Below are 21436 nucleotides of genomic sequence, written 5' to 3'. Positions count from 1 at the left end.
CGCCGACCTTAGTCCAGCCAGTCGGCCGCTTCGGCCGCCCAGTAGGTGAGAATCAGATCAGCACCCGCCCTCCTGATGGAGGTGAGTACTTCCAGCACGGTGCGCTGGCGGTCGAGCCAGCCGTTGGCGCACGCCGCCTCGACCATCGCGTACTCGCCGGAGATGTTGTACGCGGCGACGGGAACGGGCGAGGTCTCCGCCGCGGCCTTGATCACGTCCAGATAGGACAGCGCGGGCTTGACCATGATCGCGTCGGCGCCCTCCGCGACGTCCAGTTCGATCTCGCGCAACGCCTCCCTCGCGTTGCCCGGATCCTGCTGGTAGGTCTTGCGATCCCCCTTGAGCTGGGAATCGACGGCCTCCCTGAACGGGCCGTAGAAGGCGCTGGCGTACTTGGCCGAGTAGGCAAGGATGCCGGTTCCCTCGTAGCCGGCCTCGTCGAGTGCCTTGCGGATGACACCGACCTGGCCGTCCATCATCCCGCTCGGGCCGAGCAGATGCGCCCCCGCGCGAGCCTGTGCCACCGCCATCTCGGCGTACCTCGCGAGCGTCGCGTCGTTGTCGACCCCGCCTTCGGCGTCGAGCACGCCGCAGTGTCCGTGATCGGTGAACTCGTCGAGACACGTGTCGGCCATGATCACGGTGTCATCGCCCAGTTCGGCTCGCAGGTCCCTGAGCGCCACGTTGAGCACGCCGTCGTCGTCGGTCGCTCCTGAGCCGATGGCGTCGTGCACCTTGGGAACACCGAACAACATCAAGCCACCGACACCGGCCCTCACCGCGTCGACGGCGGCTTTGCGCAGCGAATCTCGCGTGTGCTGGACGACGCCCGGCATGCTGCTGATGGGCTTGGGCGCTTCGGCGCCCTCGGCGACGAACATGGGCAGGATCAACTGGCGAGGCCGCAGGGTTGTCTCGCTGACGAGGCGCCGCATGGCGGCCGTGCCCCGCAACCGACGGGGCCGATGCTCGGGAAACACCTACTCGACGGTACTCCGCCCCGCCGCGAGGTCGCCGCTGGCCTGGGTCGGTTCTGTCCAGGAAGCGCCCATTCCGCGCGATCCGTTCCGCGTCCTCCGGGTAACGGTTCAGCCAATAAGCAACGCGCTCCTTGCCGCCACGGCGAAAACCTCCATCCACTTCGGACTCGCCGGGGGCGGCCCGCGCCAACCGGCCGATCATGGTCCCCATCCGGTGGTTATTGCGCCTACCCTGCGAGTCAGGGCCAATCCACGCCGGAACCGGAGGCGGTATGAGCGTCGATGTACTGAACCTGACGAGGGAACTCGTCGCTGTCGACACGATCGGCCACGCGGAGAACGAGGCGCTGGCCGTCGTCGCCCCGCTGCTCGAACACGCGGGCTTCTCCGTCGAGATCGTCGAGCACGAGCAGGGCAGAGGAACCCTCATCGCGGAATGGCAGACCGGGCTCGCCGAACCGCCGCTGTGCCTTTCCGGCCACGTGGACACCGTTCCGCTCGGTGCGGCGACGTGGAAGTACGACCCCTTCCGCGCCGAACCGGACGGCGACAGGCTGCACGGTCGCGGGACCAGCGACATGAAGGGCGGCGTCGCCGCCATCGTCGCCGCCGCCACGAGGATCGCGGCGACCACGCCACGGCGGGCCGGGCTGCGGCTCGTGCTCACCGCGGCGGAGGAAACCGGCTCAGCAGGCGCCAGGCTGGCCGGACAGCACCTCGCTGGAAGGCCCAGCGGGCCGCTCGTCATCACCGAGCCGACGGGCAACGCCGTGTTGAACGGGCACAAGGGCGCGCTGTGGCTGTCAGCGAAGGCAGCGGGGGTCACGGCGCACGGTTCGATGCCCGACCTCGGCGTGAACGCGATCTACAAGCTGGCGAGCGCGGTGACCCGGCTCGAATCGTTCGCCTTCGACGTGACTGACCATCCGGTGATGGGCGGGCCGACACTCAATGTCGGCACCTTCGCGGGAGGGCTCAACACCAACTCGGTACCCGACGGCGCGGAAGCCACCATCGACGTGCGCACCGTCGCGGGCCAGGACCACAAGGCGGTGCTCGGCGCGCTCGCCGAGGTCGCGGGCGAGGACGTCACGCTTGAACCGCTCATCGACCTGCCTGCCGTGTGGACGGACGCCGGTGACGAGTGGGCCGCCTCCGTCGCCGAGATCGGCAGGGAGATCACCGGTACGCACGAGAAGGCGGTACAGGCGGCGACCTACTTCACCGACGCCTCCGTGCTGACCCCGGCCTTCGGCTCGGTGCCGACGGTGATCTGCGGCCCAGGTGAGGCAGCGCAGGCACACGTGACCGACGAGTGGGTCTCCATTCGCAAGCTCGCCGAGTCGGTCGCGATCCTGGAACGGATCTGCGTCGCCTGGTGCGGCGCCTGAACCGGCCCTCGCGCGGGCGGAACTCGGCGGGCTGAGTGCGGATCTCGCGGGTCTGGGTGCGGATCTCGGCGACCTGAGTGCAGAACTCGCGCGCCTGAGTGCGGATCTCGACGGCCTGAGCGGGGGACTCGCGCGGGCGGTGCGGGACTCGCACGGCACCGCACGCGCTACCCCGCCGCCCCGCACGCGGGATCCCGCCGCCCCGCACGCCCGCACGCGCCGCACCCGCCCAGACGCGGGACGGCCCGCCTCCCCTCAGGGGGAGGCGGGCCGTCGTGGCTTCACCGCTCAGGAGCGCCGAGCGCGCTTCGCCTTGCGGGGCGGCGGGAGCGCGCCCTCGGCACGCAGCTTCGCCGCGTGCTCGGCCAGCGCGTCCACCAGCGTCAGTACGTTCGGCTTGTCCGGCTGCACGTCGACCCTGAGACCGAACTCGGTCGCGGTCTCGGCCGTCTTCGGACCGATGCAGGCCACCAGCGTGCGCGCGTGCGGCTTGCCCGCGATGCCGACCAGGTTCCGCACGGTCGAGGACGAGGTGAAGCACACCGCGTCGAACCCGCCGGTCTTGATCATCTCGCGGGTGTCGGCCGGCGGCGGCGCGGCCCTGACGGTCCGGTAGGCCGTGACGTCGTCGATCTCCCAGCCGCGGTCGCGAAGACCGGCCGACAACGTCTCGGTCGCGATGTCCGCCCTCGGCAGCAGCACCCTGTCGACGGGGTCGAGCACGTCGTCGTAAGGGGGGAACTCGGCGAGCAGGCCGTCGCTCGACTGGTCACCGGAGGGAACCAACTCGGGAAGGATGCCGAACGAGCGCACCTTCTCGGCGGTCGCCTCGCCGACACAGGCGATCTTCACACCGGAGAACGCCCTGGCGTCGAGACCGAACTCGGCGAACTTCTCCCATACCGCGCGAACGGCATTGGTCGAGGTGAACACGATCCACTGGTAGCGACCGTCGACGAGGCCCTTGACCGCGCGCTCCATCTGAGCGGGGCTGCGGGGCGGCTCGACCGAGATCGTCGGCACCTCGTGCGACGTGGCGCCGTGGCTGCGGAGCCGGTCGGCCATGTCACCGGCCTGCTCCTTGGTGCGCGGAACGAGCACCTTCCAGCCGTAGAGCGCCCTCGACTCCCACCAGGACAGCTTCGACCTGTTGCCGACGGCACCACCGATGCTCACCACGAGCGGGCCGACGAGCTCACCCGCGTCCGCGCTGAGCGAAGCGAGCGTCGAGTCGACGGTGCGCTGGGTGTTGATCGTGCCGTTGGAGGTCACCGCGACGGCGGTCTGCGGCGAAAGGCCGTTCTCCACCAGCGCCGAGGCAGCCTCTGCGAGGTGACTCGACGTCGCGTGCAGCACGATCGTGCCCTGCGCTCCGGCGACGCCTGCCCAGTCGACCTCGCCGCGAACGTCGACCTCGCAGTGCGTGCCGCCGAGCGCGACGCCCGCGTACGCGGGAACCGCGACGCCTGGCGAGACACCTGGCACGACGTCGAAGACGGCGCTGGTGCGGGAAACGGCCTGTACCTCGGCGACGACGGCGGGCTGGGTCAGCGGGTCACCACCGACGAGCCGCAGTACGAGCCTGCCTGCCTTCGCCTCCGCGGTCAGGTCTTTCGCGACATCGCCTGGCTCACCGACGGCGGGACGGACCTCGGCTTCGGAATCGGTCAATGCCAGCACGGATGCCGGTACGTCGGGATCTGTCACCACCAGTTCGGCTTTGGCCAGTAGCTCCTGAGCGCGAACCGTCAGCAGTCCGGCGTCGCCGGGGCCCGAGCCCACGAAGGCGACGCGCCCCGTGGTCTTGCGTGCGCGGGTCATCTACTTCGTCTCTCCTCTTGATCGGCCGCCCACCACGACGCGGCCGAGGTTCGTTCTTCTCGTGCGGTCTTTCAGCGCGAAACGGCTCCTGCACCGAGGTCGAGCAACTCGGCGGCGAGCAGCCTTCCGAGCTGGTCGGCTTCGTGCTTCTCCGCGATGGCGGAGGCGCGGAGGATCCTGACGGAGTCACCTTCGACTCCGGTGGCGGCAACGCCGCGCAGCGAGATGCGCTCGATGACCGCTCCCTCGCCGTCCAGGTCCTCGACCACCTCGGCCAACGCGCCAACAGGTGCGCTGCAACCTGCTTCGAGCGCGGACAGCATGGCCCGCTCAGCAGTCACCGCGACCCTGGTCGCTTCATCATCCACAATGGACTGAAGAAGGTGTTCGGTGTCCACGTCGTCGACGCGGGTCTCCACAGCCAGCGCTCCCTGCGCGGGGGCCGGCAACATCTGAATGGGGTCGAGAGTCTCGGTGATCACGTCGAGCCTGCCGACCCTCGAAAGGCCCGCGCGGGCGAGCACGACGGCGTCGAGTTCGCCCGAGGTCACCTTGCCGATCCTGGTGTCGATGTTGCCCCTGATCGGCCTGACCTCCAGCCCGAGGCCGAGCGCGCGCAACTGTGCCATGCGACGCGGCGAACCGGTCCCGACGACCGCGCCGGAAGGCAGTTCACCAAGGGTGAGGCCGTCCCTCGCGATCAGCGCGTCCCTCGGGTCCTCCCTGACCGGAACCGCGGCGAGCGAGATGCCGCGCTCGGGCGCCGTCGGCAGGTCCTTGCAGGAGTGCACGGCGACGTCGACCTGCTTGTCGAGCAACGCCTCCCGCAGCGCGGAGGTGAAGACGCCGACCCCGATCTCCGCGATCGGAGCCATAGACCTGTCGCCTGGAGTCGAAACGGGCACGATCTCGACCCGTTGTCCCGCATCGGTGAGCTGCTTGGCGATGATGCCGGTCTGCGCCATCGCCAGCTTGCTGCCTCTGGTCCCGATCCTGATGGTTCGTTCAGCCACGTGTTTCACCGTCGATCTGTTCGTGCTTGGTACCGCCAGCCGAAGGGCTGGACACGATGTTGGGCGCCTGCGGGTCGAGCTCGAACAGCTCGCGCAGCGCACTCGCGTAGTCGGTGTCCGCGGTCTGGCCCGCGAGTTGTTTGACGCGCACCGTCGGCGCGTGCAGGAGCTTGTCGACGACCCTGTGCACCGTGCGACCAAGTTCCTCGCGCACGGTGGCGTCGAGCTCGGGCAGCCGCCGGTCGAGCCTGAGCAGTTCGCTGTCGACGACCTCGGCCGCCCGCTTGCGCAACGCGGTCACCGTCGGCGTCACCGCCGCACTGCGCTGCCCCGCGAGATAGGCGCGCACCTCGTCGAGGATGATGCCGGCCGCGCGAGTGGTCTGTTTCTCCGTCGTCCCGCTGCCTGCCTCTTTCATCCTGCGGCGCACGGTTTCGAGGTCGACCAGCTCGACCCCTTCGATGCGGGCGACGTCGGACTCGACGTCCCTCGGCAACCCGAGGTCGCAGATCACCAGCGGTTCGGTCGTCCTCGGCGCGACGTGCTCGGCGGTGAGCACGGCGCCCTTCGCTCCCGTGCAGCTCACGACGACGTCGGCGCGCCCTGCGGCGACGGCCAGCTCGCTCATCGGCATCGCCGCCGCGGAAACTCCCTGCTCGGTAAGCGAAGCCGCGAGTCGTTCCGCGTTCGCGAACGTCCGGTTGACGACGGTCACGCCGCCGATTCCCGACTTGCGAAGCTGCGAGGCCGCGAGCGCTCCCATCGAACCCGCGCCGACGATCAGCGCGTGCTTGCCTGCCAGATCTCCCGCCGCGGCAAGGGCTTCCGACACGACGGAGGCACCGAGCGCGTCCAGCCCGGTCTCGGTGTGCACGCGCTTTCCGACCCGCAGTGTGGTCTGGATCAGCTCGTGCAGGTTCCTTCCGACGGTTCCCGCCTCGCGAGCGGTGGCGTAGGAAGCCCTTACCTGGCCGAGAATCTGCGTCTCGCCGACGACCATCGAGTCGAGGCCGGACGCGACGGAGAACACGTGCTCGATCGCCGCGCCCGCGTAGTGCACGTAAAGGCTGTCGTACAACTCGGCCGGTGTCATGCCCGCCTGTCGTGCCAGCACTTCCGAGATGTCGCCGAGCCCACCGTGGAAGGTCTCGACGACCGCGTAGACCTCGATCCTGTTGCAGGTCGAGAGAAGCATGACCTCGGAGACGTGCTCGGCTTGCTGCAACTCGTGCAGGATCTTGCCGAGTTCGGCGGAAGGAACCGCGGCGCGCTCAAGCGTCGGGATGTCCGCGGTGCGGTGGGAAAGGCCGATCGCCAGGATGCTCACGACGGAATCACCGCCCCGTTGCCCGCGACGGCCTTGCCTTTGCGAGCCTTCGCGCTCCCCGGCTTGCCGTTGACGGCGCTCGCCGCGAGTTCGGCGTCGTCGGCCCTTCTCGCGACGTGGAAGGACAAGATCTGTAGCTCCACAGCCAAGTCGACCTTTCGCACCTCGACATGTTCCGGCACTTGCAGCACCACGGGGGCGAAGTTCAGGATGCATTGCACGCCACCGGCGACAAGCCGGTCGCACACCGACTGAGCCGCCGTGGGCGGAGTCGCGATGACGCCGATGGAGATCTGCCGTTCCGTGCACACCCTCGGAATATCGTCGAGATGTGACACAGGCAACCCGCCGACCGGCACGCCTACCAAATCCGGATCGATGTCGAAAAGGGCTTCGACCGGAAATCCTCGCCCAGGAAAACCGCCGTAGTTCGCCAACGCATGTCCCAGGTTACCGATTCCGGCGACGGCTACTTTGTGTTGCCGCGTGAGACCGAGCGTGCGCTCGATGTGCCCGACGAGCACTTCGACCTCGTAGCCGACGCCCCTCGTGCCGTAGGAACCGAGATAGGACAGGTCCTTGCGCAGCTTCGCCGAGTTGACTCCGGCTGCCGTCGACAGTTCCTCGCTGGACACCGTCGTCGCGCCCTGCTCGGCCATGGCGGAGAGAACGCGCAGGTAGACGGCGAGCCTGGCGACGGCTGCCTCGGGGATGGAACGAGCGCGGACCTCGGGGTCCGGTGTGGTGGCTGTGGTGGCGACGACGGCGGGCATTTCCGCGGTCGGTGCGTTGTCGGCGTCGGGCGCACCACTTTTCGCCGGTGGCCGCGAGCGCTTCTGCGCGGCTCCGGCCCCGCTTCGCCGGCCCCGCTCTGCCACCACGCTGGCTCTCCTGTCATTGAAAAATTACTGTCAACCCTTGACCAGGCGCACGCGAAGGTGTTCGATACCCGCGCCGCAACCGGTGATGGCAATACGGTAGCCATTTGTGAACGCAGGCACAAAGCGGCTGGTTAAGGGGTTGACGTGCGACACATTCCGCTGTTTCTGACACGGTGTCACGTCGCGAGGCCAGTCAGACGGTGGTGAATTCGACGGTGTGCCATCCGGTCGCACCGTCGGGAAGGACACCGGCTCGCCGCGCGGTCTGCGTATAGCCGGACTTGTCGGTCGCCCTGCACGCAAGCCGGTGTGAGCCGGAGCGCGGCACCTCCAGTTTCACCTGCCACATGCGCCACGAATCGTCATTGACCACTGTGGACAATTCGGCTTCGGTCCACGGTCCGTCGTCGAGGCTCACCTCGACCTTGGCGATACCGGTGAACTGAGCCCACGCGATTCCCGCCGCGACGAAAGCGCCGCCCTTCGTGGTGACCGTGCCGAACCCGGCCGGCGAGTCGATGCGCGACTGGGTCTTGACCGGTCCCCGCGTGCCCCAGCCCCTTTCGAACCAGTACGCCGTGCGCGCGGCCCACGTGGTGAGTTCGAGGTCGGTGACCCACTTGGTTCCCGAAACGTAGCCGTAGAGCCCCGGCACGACGAGCCGCGCCGGAAACCCGTGCTCAAGCGGAAGCGGCTCCCCGTTCATCCCGATCGCGAGCAGCGCGCCTCGCGCGGGATCGAGCACGTCCTCCACGGGGGTACCGCAGGTCCAGCCGTCGGAACTGGTCGAGAAAAGTTGTTCGGCGCCGCGCCGCACGCCCGCCTCGGTCAGCAGTTCGGCGAGGTCGATGCCGATGAAGTTCGCCGTCGAGATGTAGGGACCGCCGACCTCGTTGGAAACGCAGCACATCGTGATGGTCCGCTCGACGAGCGGGCGGTCGAGGATGTCCTGGTAGCCGAGGCTGATCTCCCTTCCGACCATGCCGTGCACCCGCAGGCGCCATTCCTCGGCGGTGACCTGAGGCACGACCAAAGCCGTGTCGATGCGGTAGAAATCGGCGTTCGGGGTGATGAACGACGGTGTTCCCAGCTTCGCGAAGTCGGCGCCCGCCGGAATGGGCGGCGCCTTCGTCGCGGGGGTCAGCCTGCCGATCGCCGCCCTCGACCTCGCCGCGTCCCTCGACCCACCGACGAGTTGGCCCACGAGTCCGAGCGAGCCCGCGGCGACGGCGAACCCGCCCGCTCCGAGCAGGAAACGCCTGCGGCCCTCGGCCGGTGTGGGCTCCGCCCGCGAAGCGAGCGCGTGCGCCTTCCTGAACACCAGCAGACCGGCGAGCAGGCTCACGACCGGCGCCAAGAGCGCGAGCTGACCGAGATCGGGCCTGGTGAAGACGGCGGCACAACCGGTGAGGCCGAACACCACGATCACGGCGGAACCGGGGAGCGGGCTTCGCCGTGAGGCGAGCCCCGCTCCGATCGCGACCAGTACGAGAACGACGGCCATCCCCGCGAGCAGCACCGCCTTGTCAGCGGTGCCGAAGGTGCTCGCGGCCCAGTCCTTGAGCCAGGTCGGCGTCAGGTCGACGGCGGAATTGCCGACGGCGAGAAACGGCGAGGCGCCGACACCGACGAACGCGGCGACGAAATGGCCCGCGCCCAGCGCGGCGGCCAGCCCGAGCAAACCGGTCAGCGCGGCGACCGGTTTCGAAAGCGGCCCGTCCGTCCTGCCCCTGATGAAGGGCGCGGGATCGTTCATCACCCCATCGTCGGCCCACGGGACCCCGATGGCTCCCCGATTCCGCTTACGAATGGCTTACGACAGGGCGGCCCTCAGGCGCTGCTCGTCGACCGACCAGTACCCGTGCTCGGCGTCGTCGACGAGGATGACGGGAACGCGATCGCCGTACTCCGCCCTCCACTCCGGATCGGAGTCGACGTCGGCGGTCGTCCACGGCACGCCGAGCTCACCGCAGATCCGCTCGACGTCCTGCTCCGCCTTCACACACGAGGAGCATCCGTTCCTCGTCATCACGGTCACCTGATGAGCCATGCCGCCATCATCCCCGCAGCTTGGCCCTCCGCAGTTTCCCGGTCACCGAATGCGGGAGGTGCCGCGCGAACTCGACCGTTCCGGGAACCTTGTAGGCGGCGAGCCTCGCCGCGCACAGGTCGATGACCTGCTGCTCGGAAAGCTCCGCGCCCTCCGCCGGAACGACGACCGCCTTGACCGCCTCACCACTGCGCTCGTCGAGCACACCGACGACGGCGACCTCGGCCACTCCCTCCAGTTCCGCGATGACGTCCTCGACCTCGTGCGGGAACACGTTGAACCCGTTGACGATGATCAGGTCGTTGGCCCTGTCGACGAGGTGAAGGTCGCCGTCGAGGTCGAGGTAGCCGACGTCGCCGGTCCGGAACCAGCCCTGCTCGTCGGGGCCCCGCGCGCCATCGGGCCAGTACCCGGAGAACAGGTTGGCGCCGCGCACCGCGACGAGGCCGGTGCCGCCCTTCTCGTCGGGGAAGCTGTCCGAAGGGTCCTCGGGGTCGAGCGGGACGCCCTCCGGAGCGCCGTCGCTGTCGACGAGCCGCAGCTCGATCCCCGGAAGCGGCCTGCCGACGGAACCGGGTTTCGCGTATCCGGTGAGCAGAGTCGACGTGACGACTGGGGCGGCCTCGGTAAGTCCGTAGCCCTCGAAGACGGACAGCCCGGTCGCACCACGCACCGCCGCGAGCACCTTCGGGTGCAGCGGAGCGGCACCCGAGATGAGCAGCCTCGCCGTGGACAGCCCCTCGCCGACCTCGTCGGGAGGCAGCGCCGCGAACTCGGAGTACATCGTCGGCACGCCGACGACGACGGTGACCCGCTGCTCCGCACAGTCGGCGAGTGCCTGCCGCGCGTCGAACCGCTGCGCGAGCACAGCCGTCGCGCCGGCCGCCGCGACCTGCAACAGCCCTGGCCCCAGCCCGTAGATGTGGTGAACGGGGATGGCGATGAACACCCTGTCCGAGGGCTCGGTGACCACGGGCCTGAGCCGCCTGATCTGCGCGACGTTGGCGAGCAGGGCCCTGTGAGACAGCATCACCCCACGAGCTGGTCCCGTCGTTCCGGCCGTGTAGCAGAGCGCGGCAAGGTCCTCGCCGTCGCCGATGGCGCGAAAGCTCCCGGGTTCGGTCGAGGATTCAAGGGTGGCGTCGAGCGCGGTCCTTCCCTCGGCGAGAACTCCTGGATCGGCGGCGACGAGCAGTTTCGCACCGCTGTCCTCGACGATCGGGGCGAGTTCCGCCGACGGCGCCTGTGGAGAGAGCAGCACGGCGACGCCGCCCGCCCTGACGATCGCGAAGAACCAGACCGCGAACGCGGGCGAGGTCGGAAGGCGTAACGCGACCCTGTCTCCCCGCTCAAGACCGGCCGCGACGAGCCGGTGCGCTTGCGCGTCGACGGCCGCGTCGACCTCGGCCCACGTCACCGCCACCTGGGTTCCCGTGTCGAAAAGGGCCGTCGCCTCGCCCCGTTTCGCTGCCGCGGCGGCGACAAGGTCGGCGACGTTGCCCGCGCTGTCGGTTTCGCTGTCTCTGGCGGCCTCGCTGGTTTCCCCTTGCACAACCGGCCCCTTTCGCTCTCGCGCCAGTCTGCCAGCAGCGAGTGCCGTCATCGCGAGGATTCACCGCCGTCTCCCATTCGCAATCATTCGCAATGAGACACCACTACCTACTTTGCGGTAACAACGCGTATGCTCCTCAAGCGACGTAGTGGCGATGATCACTCGTAGTTCGGGAACGGGCCCGGAGGAGGTGCAAGCCGGTGAGCATGCCGATCGCTGTCGCGGCTGGTCCAGCACCCGCGCGGCGCCGAAAAGCCGATCGTGCGATCGAGGCGGCGGCCCCCTTCGAGAACACCGACACTCACCAGGAAATCGACTCGGCCGCCGAAGCCGCCGTCGCCGAGAACTGGGAACTCGTCCACGCGGCCCAGCGTGGTGACACCGCGGCCTTCGGCAAGCTCTACGACCGCTACGTCGACTGGGTCTTCCGGTACGTACTGCTCAGGGTCGGCGACCGGCATCTCGCGGAAGACGTCACCAGCGAGACCTTCCTGAGAGCGCTGCGCAGGATCACCTCGATCTCCTACCAGGGCCGCGACGTCGGCGCGTGGTTCACGACCATCGCCCGCAACCTCGTCTTCGACCACGTGAAATCGAGCAGGTTCCGGCTGGAGATCGTCACCGACGAGGTCTCCGAATCAGGAGCGCCCCCTTTTGGCGGAGGCACCCCGAGCGCGCCACAGGGCCCCGAGCAGCAGGTGATCAGCAAGACCACCAACGACGAACTGCTGCGCTGCATCGCCGACCTCGGTGACGACCAGCGCGAATGCGTCATCCTGCGGTTCATCCAGGGTTTTTCCGTCTCGGAGACGGCCGCGATCATGCAACGCAACGAGGGCGCGGTGAAGGCACTCCAGCACCGGGCCGTCCGCAGGCTCGCGAAACTGCTCCCGAGTGGACTGCGCTGATCCCCGTAACCCTCGGCCGCTCCCTGTCGTTGCCCTTGCGAAGGATTCCGGCACGGATGCCTGAAGGCGGGTCGACGCGTGAGATTGCCTCGATGGTCACCCGCGCGGCGCGACGAGCACGAACGGTTCGCTCGCGCGCTCGACGACGGTGACCGCCGTGAGTTCGGCGACGAACTCGCCGTCGTCGCGGCCCTGCGCGGACTCGGCGATCCGAATCCGCTCGACGAGCGGGTCAGGACCCGCATCGCGGAGCGCGTCACGCGCGAGGCGTCGGCTCCGCGCCGCCGTCGCGGCCCGTATCCCGTGGTCGCCGCCGGGATCGCGCTCGTCGTCGCCGCGACGGGGCTCGGGCTGCTGCTCTCCGAGGACGCGGTACCCGGCGATCCGCTGTACCACCTGAAACGAGCGGGAGAAACGGCCGTCATCGGGTTGACCTTCGACGAGGAAGCCAAGGCGACCAAACACCTCGAATTCGCGGCGAAGCGGCTTGACGAGCTGTCGGCCATGGCAAGGCAAGGACCAGCCGACCCCGCCGACGTCGCACGGGGCCTCTCCGACTTCGCGAACCAGACCAAGGCGGGGGTCGCCCCGCTGGTCACGCTGGCCACCAGCTCCGACGGTCGCCTGCTCGGCGTACTGCGGTCGTGGGCTGCCGATCAGACCGCGAGGCTGGCCTCGCTCGGTCCCTCGCTCGGCACGACAAGCACAGCGGAGCCGGAGGAACCTTCGTCGTTGCTCGTCCGGATCGAACAGCGCGCGGAAGCGCTCATCGCGCGCATGAACTGCTACCAGATCACCTCCGGCGAGCACGACGAGCTGGGCGCGCTGCCCGCGGCAGGAGCCTGCGCACCACCGCCCGACGGCATCGCCCCCGTTCCGGAGCCGGACGAGGACCCGCTCAGCGAGATCGACACGGACGGTGAGGACCCTCCGCGGGCCCGTCCCGTCAGCCTGCCGACCCCGGCACCGACGGCGACCGTCCCCACACTCGGAGAGCGGGCGACTTCACCCACACCACACGCTCTGCCTGCACCGATCTCCGCGACACCGCTTCCCCGGCTGCCCGATTCGGCCCCGGAAGCGGCCCCCTTGCTGACCATCCCGCCCCTGTTACCGGGGTTGCCTGAGGTGAGCATCGGATAGCCCGCCGGTGTCGGCGGTATTCTCGATACGCTGTCCACCAGCACCGAAGCAAAATCAGGACGTGGAGGCGGTGTGCGTGTCACTGTGGCGGAGCCGCGGTAAGGGGCAGGAACGCGAGCGGCGCGCCGCGCTGGCCGGTCAGGCGTCCGCCGACGCCGCCGTGGCGATGGAAGCCGCGCAGGTGGCCACTCTCGAACAGGTCGCGACCGTCGAGGGGCCGGAGCCACCCGCAGACAAGGCGCCTCCCCCCGCGCCACCTGATCTGACGGCGGCCGCCTTCTTCGATGTCGACAACACGATGATGATGGGCGCCTCGATCTTCCACTTCGCGAGGGGACTCGCGGCCAGGAAGTACTTCACCAGCTCCGACCTCGCCGGGTTCGCGTGGCAACAGGTGAAGTTCCGGATCGGTGGAAGGGAAAACCACGACGGGATCCAGACCAACCGCGAAGCCGCGCTGTCCTTTGTGGCCGGACGGTCGGTCGAGGAGATGGTCGACGTCGGCGAAGAGATCTACGACGAGCTGATGGCCGACAAGATCTGGGCAGGCACGAGGGCGCTCGCCCAGATGCATCTCGACGCCGGACAGCGGGTGTGGCTGGTCACCGCGACCCCGGTCGAACTCGCCGCCATCATCGCGCGAAGGCTCGGGCTCACCGGAGCGCTCGGCACCGTCGCCGAGAACGTCGACGGCGTGTACACCGGAAGGCTCGTCGGCGACCTGCTGCACGGGAGGGCCAAAGCACACGCGGTGCGCGCGCTCGCCGCTCGCGAGGGACTGAACCTGCGCAGGTGCACGGCGTACTCGGACTCCCAGAACGACGTGCCGATGCTGTCCGTCGTCGGCACCGCCGTCGCCGTCAACCCGGACTCGGGGCTGCGGGAGGTCGCGCGCGCGAGAGGCTGGGAGGTCCGCGACTTCCGCACCGGCCGCAAGGCGGCCAAGATCGGCGTTCCTTCCGTGCTCGGAGCGGGCGCCGTCGCCGGAGCCGTCGCCGCGGGGCTGGCCTACCGGCGCAGGGCCGCCTGACCCGCCTCGCTCAGCCTCGGAAAACGCTGCGCCGCTGGGAAAGCCTGCGGTAAAGCATCACCTGAATGGCCTCGCGGACCTGGTCGGTGAGGTTGAACACGAGCATCGGGTCCTCGTGTGCCTCGTGGTCGAACCGGTCGGTGCGGATGGGCTCGCCGAATTCGATGTGCCACTTCGTCGGCAACGGGATCGCTCCGAGCGGACCGAGCAGCGGGAAGAACGGTGTCACGGGAAAGTAGGGAAGGCCGAGCAGCCTCGCGAGCGGCTTGAGGTCCGCGATCTTCGGATAGATCTCCTCCGCGCCGACGATCGACACGGGGATCAGCGGAACACCCGCCCGCAACGCCGACGAGACGAACCCGCCCCTGCCGAACCGTTGCAGCTTGTAGCGCGCCGAGAACGGTTTTCCGACTCCCTTGAAGCCTTCCGGCCACACCCCGACGAGTTCTCCGGCGCCCAGCAGCCGCTCCGCGTCGGTACCGCACGCGAGGGTCTGCCCCGACCTGCGGGCGAGCGTGCCGAGCAACGGGGTCTTGAAGACGAGATCGGCGCCGAGCATCCTCAGGTGCCGATGGTGCGGATGGTCGTCGTGTACCGCGACTGCCGTCATCACCGAGTCGATGGGCAGTACGCCGGAATGGTTGCAGACCAGCAGCGCGCCACCGTCGAGCGGCAGGTTCTCCACGCCGTGTGTGCTGACCCTGAACCACTTCTCGTACAGCACCCTCAGTGGCGGCAACAGCAGCGTGTCGGTCAGTTCGGTGTCGAAGCCGAACTCGTCGACGGAGTAGTCGCCCGTGACGCGGTGCTTGAGGAAGTCGACGAGCCTGCCGAGCGGGTCGGCGGGCAGCTGCCGCGACCGCGCGCCGTTCGCACGCGGGAACGCGACGACGGGCGCTCCGTCCTTCCGCTCGCTCCGGACGGCGGTATCGGAAGGACCACCGTCGGCACCTCGGAACTCGTCCTTGCCTCGGTGGAGCGGGATGACCCTGGCCGAGCTGCCGTTCGTCACAGCTTCACCTTCCAACCGTCGGCCGTGGTGGCCAGCCCTGCCAGCCTTCCCCCGTCGACGACCGGCCGCAGCCCCCTGCCCTGCACGTAGTCGTCGAAGGCTTCCCTTGTCGACCACCTGGGCAGATATCCGAAAGTTTTCTTGAGTCTGGTGTTGTCGACGACCCTGCCGAAGTTCAACAACCGTACCTGGTCTGAGGAGAAGTCGACGACGTGCGCACCGCGCAGGACCTTGCTGATCGAGGGCATCAGACCACGTGGAACGGGCAGTTCGACCCGTCCTGCCCTGCGGATTGCCTGTGACAGCGTCAGCACACCGTCGGCACCTACGTTGAAAATCCCGGGCTTGTCCTGCAAGGTCGCCGTTTCGAGAACGGCGAGGGCGTCGGAGGAGTGCAATACCTGGATGCGCGCGTCGTAGCCGAACACGGTCGGCACGACCGGCAGGGCGAAGTACCTGGACAGCACGGTGTCGACGTCGGGGCCGAGCAGGTTGACGAACCTGGCCATCGTGACCGTGATGTCGGGCCTTCTGCGGGAAAGACCCCGCACGTAGCCTTCCATCTCCACGGCGTCCTTGGCATAGCCATTGGACGAAGCGGGGATGAGCTCGGAATCCTCGGTGAACACGGCGGGCGAACGAGAACTCGCGCCGTAGACGGCCGCCGTCGATTTGACGACGAGCTTGCGCACCAACGGCGAACGCTGGCACGCGGCCAGCAATCGCATGGTGCCGATGACATTGACTTCCTTGATCGCCATTCGCCTGCCCGGCCCCGCGGGATGACAGGTCGTCGAGGCATGGACCACCGTGTCGACCTTGGCCGAACTGATGATCTTCGCGATCAGCGGATTGCGGATGTCCGCCCTGACGAACTCCGCGTGGCCGATGCGGCGCAACACGTCCGCCCTCGGCGGAGCCGTGTCGACACCGATGACCCGTTCCAGATCGGAATTGTTGCCCAGCCTGGCGAGGAGCCTGCCGCCCAGTTCGCCGGCAACCCCGGTGACAAGGACGATATTGGACGGCATCGGACCCCCTGGCGGGAAAGGCGCTGCGGTACGAAGAGGCGGTTCCGGATGCTACTCCGGGAAAAGGGTGACCGAACCGTCTCTAACATGGTATTAACCGGGGTTACGCCTACCGGCCAACTGGGCTCGCCTGACTGTGTGAAGCGATGTACAGCGAGATACGCAGTCGCGGATCCGGGATTTACTTGCCCTGCTTGCGACGCTGCACCCTGGTGCGACGAAGCAACTTGCGGTGCTTCTTCTTCGACATACGCTTGCGGCGCTTCTTGATGACCGAGCCCACAAATGCTCCTTAACGTCGGGTCGTTTTCTCGCATGGGCAAGCACACGAATGACCTGCCAGAGTACCCGGAGGTCTGACCGGCATTCGCGCTGGCCTACCCGTCTTCTACCCGACGTCGAAGTACGCGTTGTCCAAGTAGTCGTGAACGGCCTTCTCCGGCACCCTGAACGACTTGCCGACGCGGACCGCCGGAAGTTCGCCGGAATGCACGAGCCGGTAGACGGTCATCTTGGAGACCCGCATCAACGAGGCCACCTCGGCGACAGTCAAGAACTGAACCTGCCGGGGGCCCGGCACATCGTCTTTCCTGTTCGGAAGCATGGTTTCACCGTGTCCCTTGCCGCGTATCGTGCCGCCCGGCTTCCCCACCGGACGGTACGGACACGCACGTGCTGACACCGAGGGTAGCGGGACACATGGGACTCATGCGACGGCCACCAAGGCGAATGACCTCTGCCGGACGAATTTCCGGCGGTATCAATCCTGCTCGTGGGCCTTGCCGAGTTGTACCGAACGGTCCCTGGCGGCTTCGATGGCCGCGAGCAAAGCCGCTCGTACACCGTGCTTTTCGAGCTCCCTGATCGCGTTGATGGTCGTGCCCGCCGGAGAGGTGACATTCTCCCGCAGAATCACCGGATGCTCGGTACCCTCAGCCAACATCTTCGCCGCTCCGACGGCCGACTGCACGATGAGCTGCTCGGCGACCGCGCGAGGGAGCCCGAGCAGAATCCCGGCGTCGATCATGGCTTCCACCAGGAAGAAGAAGTAGGCGGGGCCGGAGCCGGACAGCGCCGTGACGGCGTCCTGGTGCGTTTCGGGCACCTCGACGACCTTGCCGACACACGCCAGCATCTCCTCGACGACCTTGAGATGGTCAGCGGTGGCGTACTTGCCCGGCGAGATGGCGCTCATCGCCTCGTTGACGACCATCGGGGTGTTCGGCATGACCCTGACCACAGGGGTCCCCTCGGGCAGCCTGCGCTCGTACAGGGCCGTCGGAAGGCCAGCGCACAGCGACACCACGAGCGAGCTGGGGCCGACCAGCGGCGCCAGCTCGGTCAGCACCGGTTCGATGTCCTGCGGCTTCACGGCCACTACCAGCACGTCGGCCGCCTCGGCCGCCTCGGCGACCTCGACGGCCCTGACGCCGTAACGCCCGGTCAGTTCGGCTGAACGCTCGGGATGCCGCTCGGTGAACAGCAACTCCCCCGCGTCGCGGCCACCCTGCAACAGTCCCGACAGCAGTGCCTCACCGATCTTCCCGGCGCCAAGTACGGCGATAGTTCCCATCCCCCGAGGTTATGCGTGCACGCGAAGCGCGAGTTCACGGCCCCGAGGCCAGCGCGAGCTGGCGCGCCTGGCACACGATCCTGCCCTGCGCGTCGATCACCGTCGCGTCGGAGTCGAACCACGCCTCCTGGATCGACCGGCAGTCGACGGCGACCCTCAGCCAGCCTGGCGAAGGTCGTGCCCGCACGAGCGCGGTGAGCTGCGCGGTCGGCACCCAGCCGAACCGGCCGAGGTTGAAAACGACCGGCGGGTTGATGTCGGCCGCGAGCAAAGCGAAGAAGGGATCGGGCTCGCCGTCTCGCGGCCTCGCCCACAATCGCAGCCTTGGCGGATCCCCCGTCCTTCCGGAGAGAAAACCCGCCGTCGCGGGGTCGATGCGCACGTCACAGCCCTTGGCGAGGTTGAAAGCCCCCTCCGCCGATTCGGTGGAGAGCGTGATCGAGCCGGCAGGCGGCTCGGCGGGGATCTGGGGCGCGTCGTTCCACACTGGCCGCCGGACCGGCAGCCTGCCCGCGGTGACCCTCGCCTCGACACAGCTGCGTCCTCGCTGTTCGAGTACGACGGCGACGACGGTTGCCCTGCGGCCGATCTTGCGGATGTCGGTGCGCAGCAGCACGGGGCCGATCGCGGGTGGCCGCAGGAACTCCGCGCTCACGGCCATCGGATCGACCGGTGGCTCGCCACGTTCGACGAGCGCGTTGATACCGGCCTTCGCGAGCAGTGCCATGAGGAAACCGCCGTGCGGATGTCCGCCGATCGACCACTCGTACCGAAGGTCGGCCGTGAACGTGCCGTCGCCGAGCGAGCGCACCGCGCAGGCCTTCCCGAACGAGGTCGGTTCGAAGTCCAGTGTGCTCACGAACGACTGACCCGCGCTCGAAGGGGAACCACCGCCCCGGCCTGCCGTCCGGCCTGCCTCCACATCACATTGCCGTGCCACTGCTTTCCGAACGGCACATACCCGTGCACGGTCTCCCCTTCCGCAGCAGGCCGGCACTGTGGGTCAGGCCGGTCCCCGTACAGCTTCCGGTACTCGTACTCATCTCGCTGATTTACGACGGTCCCCCTCGCCGTCGTGCCGCGCCGGTTCCCTTCGGTGCGACGACGGGCTTCGGCCCGCCCGCGCTTGGGAAGAGTGCCGAACGGTCCCCGATACACGCGCGGGGCGCAGCGAAGCGCTGTTCGCGCGGTGGCGGCACGGCGCCGGACCACCTCCCCGCGCGCGGAGGCGATAACCAGCGAACGCAACGGATCCACGTGCAAAACCATACGTGTGACCGGGCGGAAACCCATGCCTGCCCAGGGTGAAAGTTGATCTTTCCTGGTGCGGACGGCGCGTTATTGACCCAGGTGCAGGCGGGTGAACAGCAGCGCCTCGGCGAGGTCTTTCATCCTGCGGTCGAGATTGCGCGCGCTCCGGGTGTTGACTTCGAGAACGACCTGTCCCGCGAAGTCGCCCTCCGCGAGCGTCTCCAGCAGTTCCGCGCACGGTTGACCGCCCCTGCCCGGCACGAGATGCTCGTCCTTCGGGATTCCCGTTCCGTCGGCGAGATGGACGTGACGCAGCCCCTCGCCCATCCGCCGCGCGAGCGCCAGCGCGTCCATGTCGGCCGCGGCCGTGTGCGAAAGGTCGAGCGTGTAGTTGGCGTAGCCGACGTCGGTGGGGTCGATCGAGGGCCGGAAAGCCGAAACCCTGCTGCCCTTCCGGCCTGGCGACCTGACCTTGAACATGTTCTCGACCGCGATGGCGACGCCGCTGCTTTCCTCCAACTCGGCGACCAGGTCGGCGAAGTAGTCGCCGTACCTCCGCTGCCAGCGAAACGGCGGGTGCACGACGACCGTGCGGGCTTCGAGTTCCATCGCCGCCTCGACGGAGCGGCGGAGCCTGACGACCGGGTCGGGCGACCACACGCGCTGGGTGATCAACAAGGACGGCGAGTGGACCGACAAGACCGGAGTGCCGGTGTTCCTGCTGTGCCTGCGCAACGCGTCGACGTCCTGGCTGCCCGGGTCGGTCCACACCATGACCTCGACGCCGTCGTAGCCGAGCGCGGCAGCCACCTCGAAGCCGGAAACGGCACGCATGGGCCACACCGATGCCGTTGAAAGGCCGACGGGAATCGCGTGGCCCACGCGCTACCTGGAGACGAGCAGCAAAGCGGCGGGCGAAACCGTGACGACGAGGCCGACGAGCAGAGCGAGCACCGTGGTCTGAAGATCCTCGGCCCTGCGCACCTTCCGCACGATCCAGACAAGACCGATGGTCACGATGAGCGCGGCGGCAAGCGCGGCGGCCGGCAACTGACCCCACAGCCAGTTGAAGCCGAGCCACACTCCGGCGCCACCGGCGACGCCTGCGGCGAGTTGACCGGCGAGAGCCAGCCACTGCTTGGCAGGCGAGCCCGCTTCGTCGTCTTCGTCCTCGTCGGCGACGCCTTCGGCGCGCTTCTCCGAGGCTTCGTCGGTGTCGTCGGCCGGAGGAAGCCGATCGGCTTCGTACTCGTCGTCGTACTCGCGGTCGTAGTCCTGGTCGTACCCTTCGGCATCCTCGGCGTACCCGGTGTCGTAGCCGTCGGCGTAGTCGTAGGAATCGGCGTAGGCGTCGTCGTACTGATCGGCATAGGGACCGGCCGGGTCCTGGTGGCCCTCCGCGAGCGGATCGTCGTCGAGCACACCGCTGCGGAACGGGTGCCGCGTCGGCTCGTCGTCGTCACCGAAGTCCGGGGTGAAGAATCCGGTCGGAGGGCCCTCGTCGACCGCGTCGCCGGTGAGCTGCCCCTGCTGCGCCGGCATCGGAGGTTCCTGCGGAACCGGTGGCGTGACCTGGGTGTCTTCGAGTTGCGCGTTCTGCCTGCGCTTGCGCCAGCCGGCGAGTCCGGCCGGTGGTTCGTCGGCAGGCAGCCGCGCCGGCGCGCCTTCGACTGGTTGTCCCGCATCGGTCTCGTTCCCGACCGCGGGGAACTGCTCGGTGTGTGGTTCCGGCGGAGGCGGAGGCGCACCTCGGCCTCCCCTTCGCAACCGAGGAGGCAACGGGAAACCGCGCTGCCTCGTCGGCGGCGGTTCCGGAGCGGGCGGAGCTTCGGCACCGTCCAGCCGCGCGGACAGCGTGCCCTCCGAGGGACCGTGCTCCTGCGGAGGCGGGGCGCCAGGGCCAACGGGTGGCGGGCCCGGATTGACCGGCGCGACGGGAGCGACCCTGCGGGTGGCGCCGCCCCGATCGAACCCCTCGGGGCCGGGGTGCGGCTGTCCTACCGGGCCGTGAACACCGGTACCGCCACCGACACCGTTGGCGGGACGCTGGGGCGGACCCTGCCTTCCGTGCTCGTCACCACCGGGAACCTGGAACGTGCCGGTTCCCCTCGGGGGCTGAGGAGGCTGGGGCATCCCCCTTGGCGGAAGGGGCGGGCGGAGCTGATCTGAAGAAGGCTCATGGCCAGGGCCCTGCGGCCCTGGTGGAGCGACCGGCGGACGTTGCTCGGTGGGAGGCGGGCCTTCTGCCCGCACCCTCTCGATGATGGCCTGCGGCGCGGTGTCACTGATGCTGGGCTGGAAACCGCCCTCGTCCTCGTCGGCAGCGCGACGCCGTCGACGGCGCGGAGCGCCGTCGACCTGTCCGCCGTGTTCGGCAAGTAGCTCGGCCACCGTCTTCTGGGGCCGACCGCCGTCGCTGTCTTCAGTCATCCTTTCCACCGTGCCCGTCGCGCGTTGTCCGCGTCTAGTGTGA

20 protein-coding genes are annotated in these 21436 nt (G+C 68.6%); 4 read left to right on the top strand and 16 right to left on the bottom strand.

The features are described from left to right. Window positions 1–8: 8 nt before the first annotated feature. Window positions 9–980 carry a porphobilinogen synthase gene (gene hemB / locus BAY61_RS02035; protein ID WP_091801802.1) on the bottom strand — a complete coding sequence of 324 codons (972 nt, stop codon included), beginning with the start codon at window positions 978–980 and terminating at the stop codon, window positions 9–11. A 272-nt stretch (window positions 981–1252) separates the two neighbouring features. On the opposite strand from hemB, the gene BAY61_RS02030 reads away from it, so the two are divergent. Then, entirely contained in the window at window positions 1253–2371 is a 1119-nt protein-coding gene (locus BAY61_RS02030; protein ID WP_091801799.1) for a M20 family metallopeptidase, read from the top strand. A 288-nt stretch (window positions 2372–2659) separates the two neighbouring features. On the opposite strand, the gene BAY61_RS02025 is transcribed toward BAY61_RS02030, so the two are convergent. The 7 genes from BAY61_RS02025 to BAY61_RS01995 all read right to left on the bottom strand — a co-directional run bounded on the left by BAY61_RS02025 (window position 2660) and on the right by BAY61_RS01995 (window position 11066). After that, window positions 2660–4192 (bottom strand): bifunctional uroporphyrinogen-III C-methyltransferase/uroporphyrinogen-III synthase, encoded by a 1533-nt coding sequence (locus BAY61_RS02025; RefSeq protein WP_091801797.1) that lies wholly within the window; start codon window positions 4190–4192, stop codon window positions 2660–2662. 71 nt (window positions 4193–4263) lie between these two features. Continuing rightward, on the bottom strand, window positions 4264–5205 hold the full coding sequence (gene hemC / locus BAY61_RS02020) for a hydroxymethylbilane synthase (RefSeq protein WP_091801795.1): 942 nt from the start codon (window positions 5203–5205) through the stop codon (window positions 4264–4266). Continuing rightward, window positions 5198–6532: a glutamyl-tRNA reductase gene (locus BAY61_RS02015; protein ID WP_091801792.1), complete on the bottom strand. Its 1335-nt coding sequence runs from the start codon at window positions 6530–6532 to the stop codon at window positions 5198–5200. The genes hemC and BAY61_RS02015 overlap by 8 nt, the downstream gene beginning before the upstream one ends. Then, window positions 6529–7413, bottom strand: coding sequence for a redox-sensing transcriptional repressor Rex (locus tag BAY61_RS02010; RefSeq protein ID WP_091801789.1), 885 nt, complete (start codon window positions 7411–7413; stop codon window positions 6529–6531). Before BAY61_RS02010 ends, BAY61_RS02015 begins: the two co-directional genes overlap by 4 nt. A 193-nt stretch (window positions 7414–7606) precedes the next feature. Then, entirely contained in the window at window positions 7607–9169 is a 1563-nt protein-coding gene (locus BAY61_RS02005) for a molybdopterin-dependent oxidoreductase (RefSeq protein ID WP_091801786.1), read from the bottom strand. 57 nt (window positions 9170–9226) lie between these two features. Then, window positions 9227–9463, bottom strand: coding sequence for a glutaredoxin family protein (locus tag BAY61_RS02000; protein WP_091801784.1), 237 nt, complete (start codon window positions 9461–9463; stop codon window positions 9227–9229). 7 nt (window positions 9464–9470) lie between these two features. Continuing rightward, a complete protein-coding gene (locus tag BAY61_RS01995; protein WP_091801781.1) occupies window positions 9471–11066 on the bottom strand; it encodes an AMP-binding protein in 1596 nt (531 codons plus the stop codon). A gap of 149 nt (window positions 11067–11215) precedes the next feature. Between BAY61_RS01995 and BAY61_RS01990 the strand changes: the two genes are divergently transcribed. The 3 genes from BAY61_RS01990 (at window position 11216) to BAY61_RS01980 (ending at window position 14096) form a co-directional block, all read left to right on the top strand. Beyond that, window positions 11216–11923: a sigma-70 family RNA polymerase sigma factor gene (locus BAY61_RS01990; RefSeq protein WP_091801778.1), complete on the top strand. Its 708-nt coding sequence runs from the start codon at window positions 11216–11218 to the stop codon at window positions 11921–11923. A gap of 78 nt (window positions 11924–12001) precedes the next feature. Beyond that, entirely contained in the window at window positions 12002–13066 is a 1065-nt protein-coding gene (locus BAY61_RS01985; RefSeq protein WP_091801776.1) for a DUF5667 domain-containing protein, read from the top strand. Window positions 13067–13127: 61 nt separating this feature from the next. Beyond that, window positions 13128–14096: an HAD family hydrolase gene (locus BAY61_RS01980; protein ID WP_091801773.1), complete on the top strand. Its 969-nt coding sequence runs from the start codon at window positions 13128–13130 to the stop codon at window positions 14094–14096. A gap of 10 nt (window positions 14097–14106) precedes the next feature. Here the strand turns inward: BAY61_RS01980 and BAY61_RS01975 are convergent, their stop codons facing one another. From BAY61_RS01975 to BAY61_RS01940, 8 genes are all read right to left on the bottom strand, one after another. Beyond that, window positions 14107–15108 (bottom strand): lysophospholipid acyltransferase family protein, encoded by a 1002-nt coding sequence (locus BAY61_RS01975; protein WP_176879651.1) that lies wholly within the window; start codon window positions 15106–15108, stop codon window positions 14107–14109. Next, a complete protein-coding gene (locus tag BAY61_RS01970; protein WP_091801766.1) occupies window positions 15105–16139 on the bottom strand; it encodes an NAD-dependent epimerase/dehydratase family protein in 1035 nt (344 codons plus the stop codon). The genes BAY61_RS01975 and BAY61_RS01970 overlap by 4 nt, the downstream gene beginning before the upstream one ends. Window positions 16140–16320: 181 nt before the next feature. Beyond that, window positions 16321–16422 carry a 30S ribosomal protein bS22 gene (locus BAY61_RS01965; RefSeq protein ID WP_005453035.1) on the bottom strand — a complete coding sequence of 34 codons (102 nt, stop codon included), beginning with the start codon at window positions 16420–16422 and terminating at the stop codon, window positions 16321–16323. 105 nt (window positions 16423–16527) lie between these two features. Next, a complete protein-coding gene (locus BAY61_RS01960) occupies window positions 16528–16743 on the bottom strand; it encodes a helix-turn-helix domain-containing protein (protein WP_091802510.1) in 216 nt (71 codons plus the stop codon). Window positions 16744–16899: 156 nt separating this feature from the next. Beyond that, a complete protein-coding gene (gene proC / locus BAY61_RS01955; protein ID WP_091801763.1) occupies window positions 16900–17712 on the bottom strand; it encodes a pyrroline-5-carboxylate reductase in 813 nt (270 codons plus the stop codon). Between the two features lie 34 nt (window positions 17713–17746). After that, on the bottom strand, window positions 17747–18571 hold the full coding sequence (locus BAY61_RS01950; RefSeq protein ID WP_091801760.1) for a thioesterase family protein: 825 nt from the start codon (window positions 18569–18571) through the stop codon (window positions 17747–17749). 479 nt (window positions 18572–19050) lie between these two features. Beyond that, the gene (locus tag BAY61_RS01945) at window positions 19051–19797 is read right to left on the bottom strand and encodes a sugar phosphate isomerase/epimerase family protein (RefSeq protein ID WP_091802507.1); all 747 of its coding nucleotides are present in this window, start codon (window positions 19795–19797) and stop codon (window positions 19051–19053) included. Window positions 19798–19848: 51 nt separating this feature from the next. Next, window positions 19849–21393 carry a hypothetical protein gene (locus BAY61_RS01940; RefSeq protein WP_091801757.1) on the bottom strand — a complete coding sequence of 515 codons (1545 nt, stop codon included), beginning with the start codon at window positions 21391–21393 and terminating at the stop codon, window positions 19849–19851. Between the last annotated feature and the right edge of the window lie 43 nt (window positions 21394–21436).

Source organism: Prauserella marina (genome assembly GCF_002240355.1).
GTDB lineage: Bacteria > Actinomycetota > Actinomycetes > Mycobacteriales > Pseudonocardiaceae > Prauserella_A > Prauserella_A marina.
This window is presented reverse-complemented; position numbering and strand designations above follow the sequence as displayed.

Coding starts and splice junctions, on each gene's coding strand:
- BAY61_RS02030 (WP_091801799.1), top strand. CDS start 1,253: ATGAGCGTCGATGTACTGAACCTGACGAGGGAACTCGTCGCTGTCGAC.
- BAY61_RS02025 (WP_091801797.1), bottom strand. CDS start 4,192: ATGACCCGCGCACGCAAGACCACGGGGCGCGTCGCCTTCGTGGGCTCG.
- BAY61_RS02005 (WP_091801786.1), bottom strand. CDS start 9,169: ATGAACGATCCCGCGCCCTTCATCAGGGGCAGGACGGACGGGCCGCTT.
- BAY61_RS02000 (WP_091801784.1), bottom strand. CDS start 9,463: ATGGCTCATCAGGTGACCGTGATGACGAGGAACGGATGCTCCTCGTGT.
- BAY61_RS01995 (WP_091801781.1), bottom strand. CDS start 11,066: ATGACGGCACTCGCTGCTGGCAGACTGGCGCGAGAGCGAAAGGGGCCG.
- BAY61_RS01970 (WP_091801766.1), bottom strand. CDS start 16,139: ATGCCGTCCAATATCGTCCTTGTCACCGGGGTTGCCGGCGAACTGGGC.
- BAY61_RS01960 (WP_091802510.1), bottom strand. CDS start 16,743: ATGCTTCCGAACAGGAAAGACGATGTGCCGGGCCCCCGGCAGGTTCAG.
- proC (WP_091801763.1), bottom strand. CDS start 17,712: ATGGGAACTATCGCCGTACTTGGCGCCGGGAAGATCGGTGAGGCACTG.
- BAY61_RS01945 (WP_091802507.1), bottom strand. CDS start 19,797: ATGCGTGCCGTTTCCGGCTTCGAGGTGGCTGCCGCGCTCGGCTACGAC.
- BAY61_RS01940 (WP_091801757.1), bottom strand. CDS start 21,393: ATGACTGAAGACAGCGACGGCGGTCGGCCCCAGAAGACGGTGGCCGAG.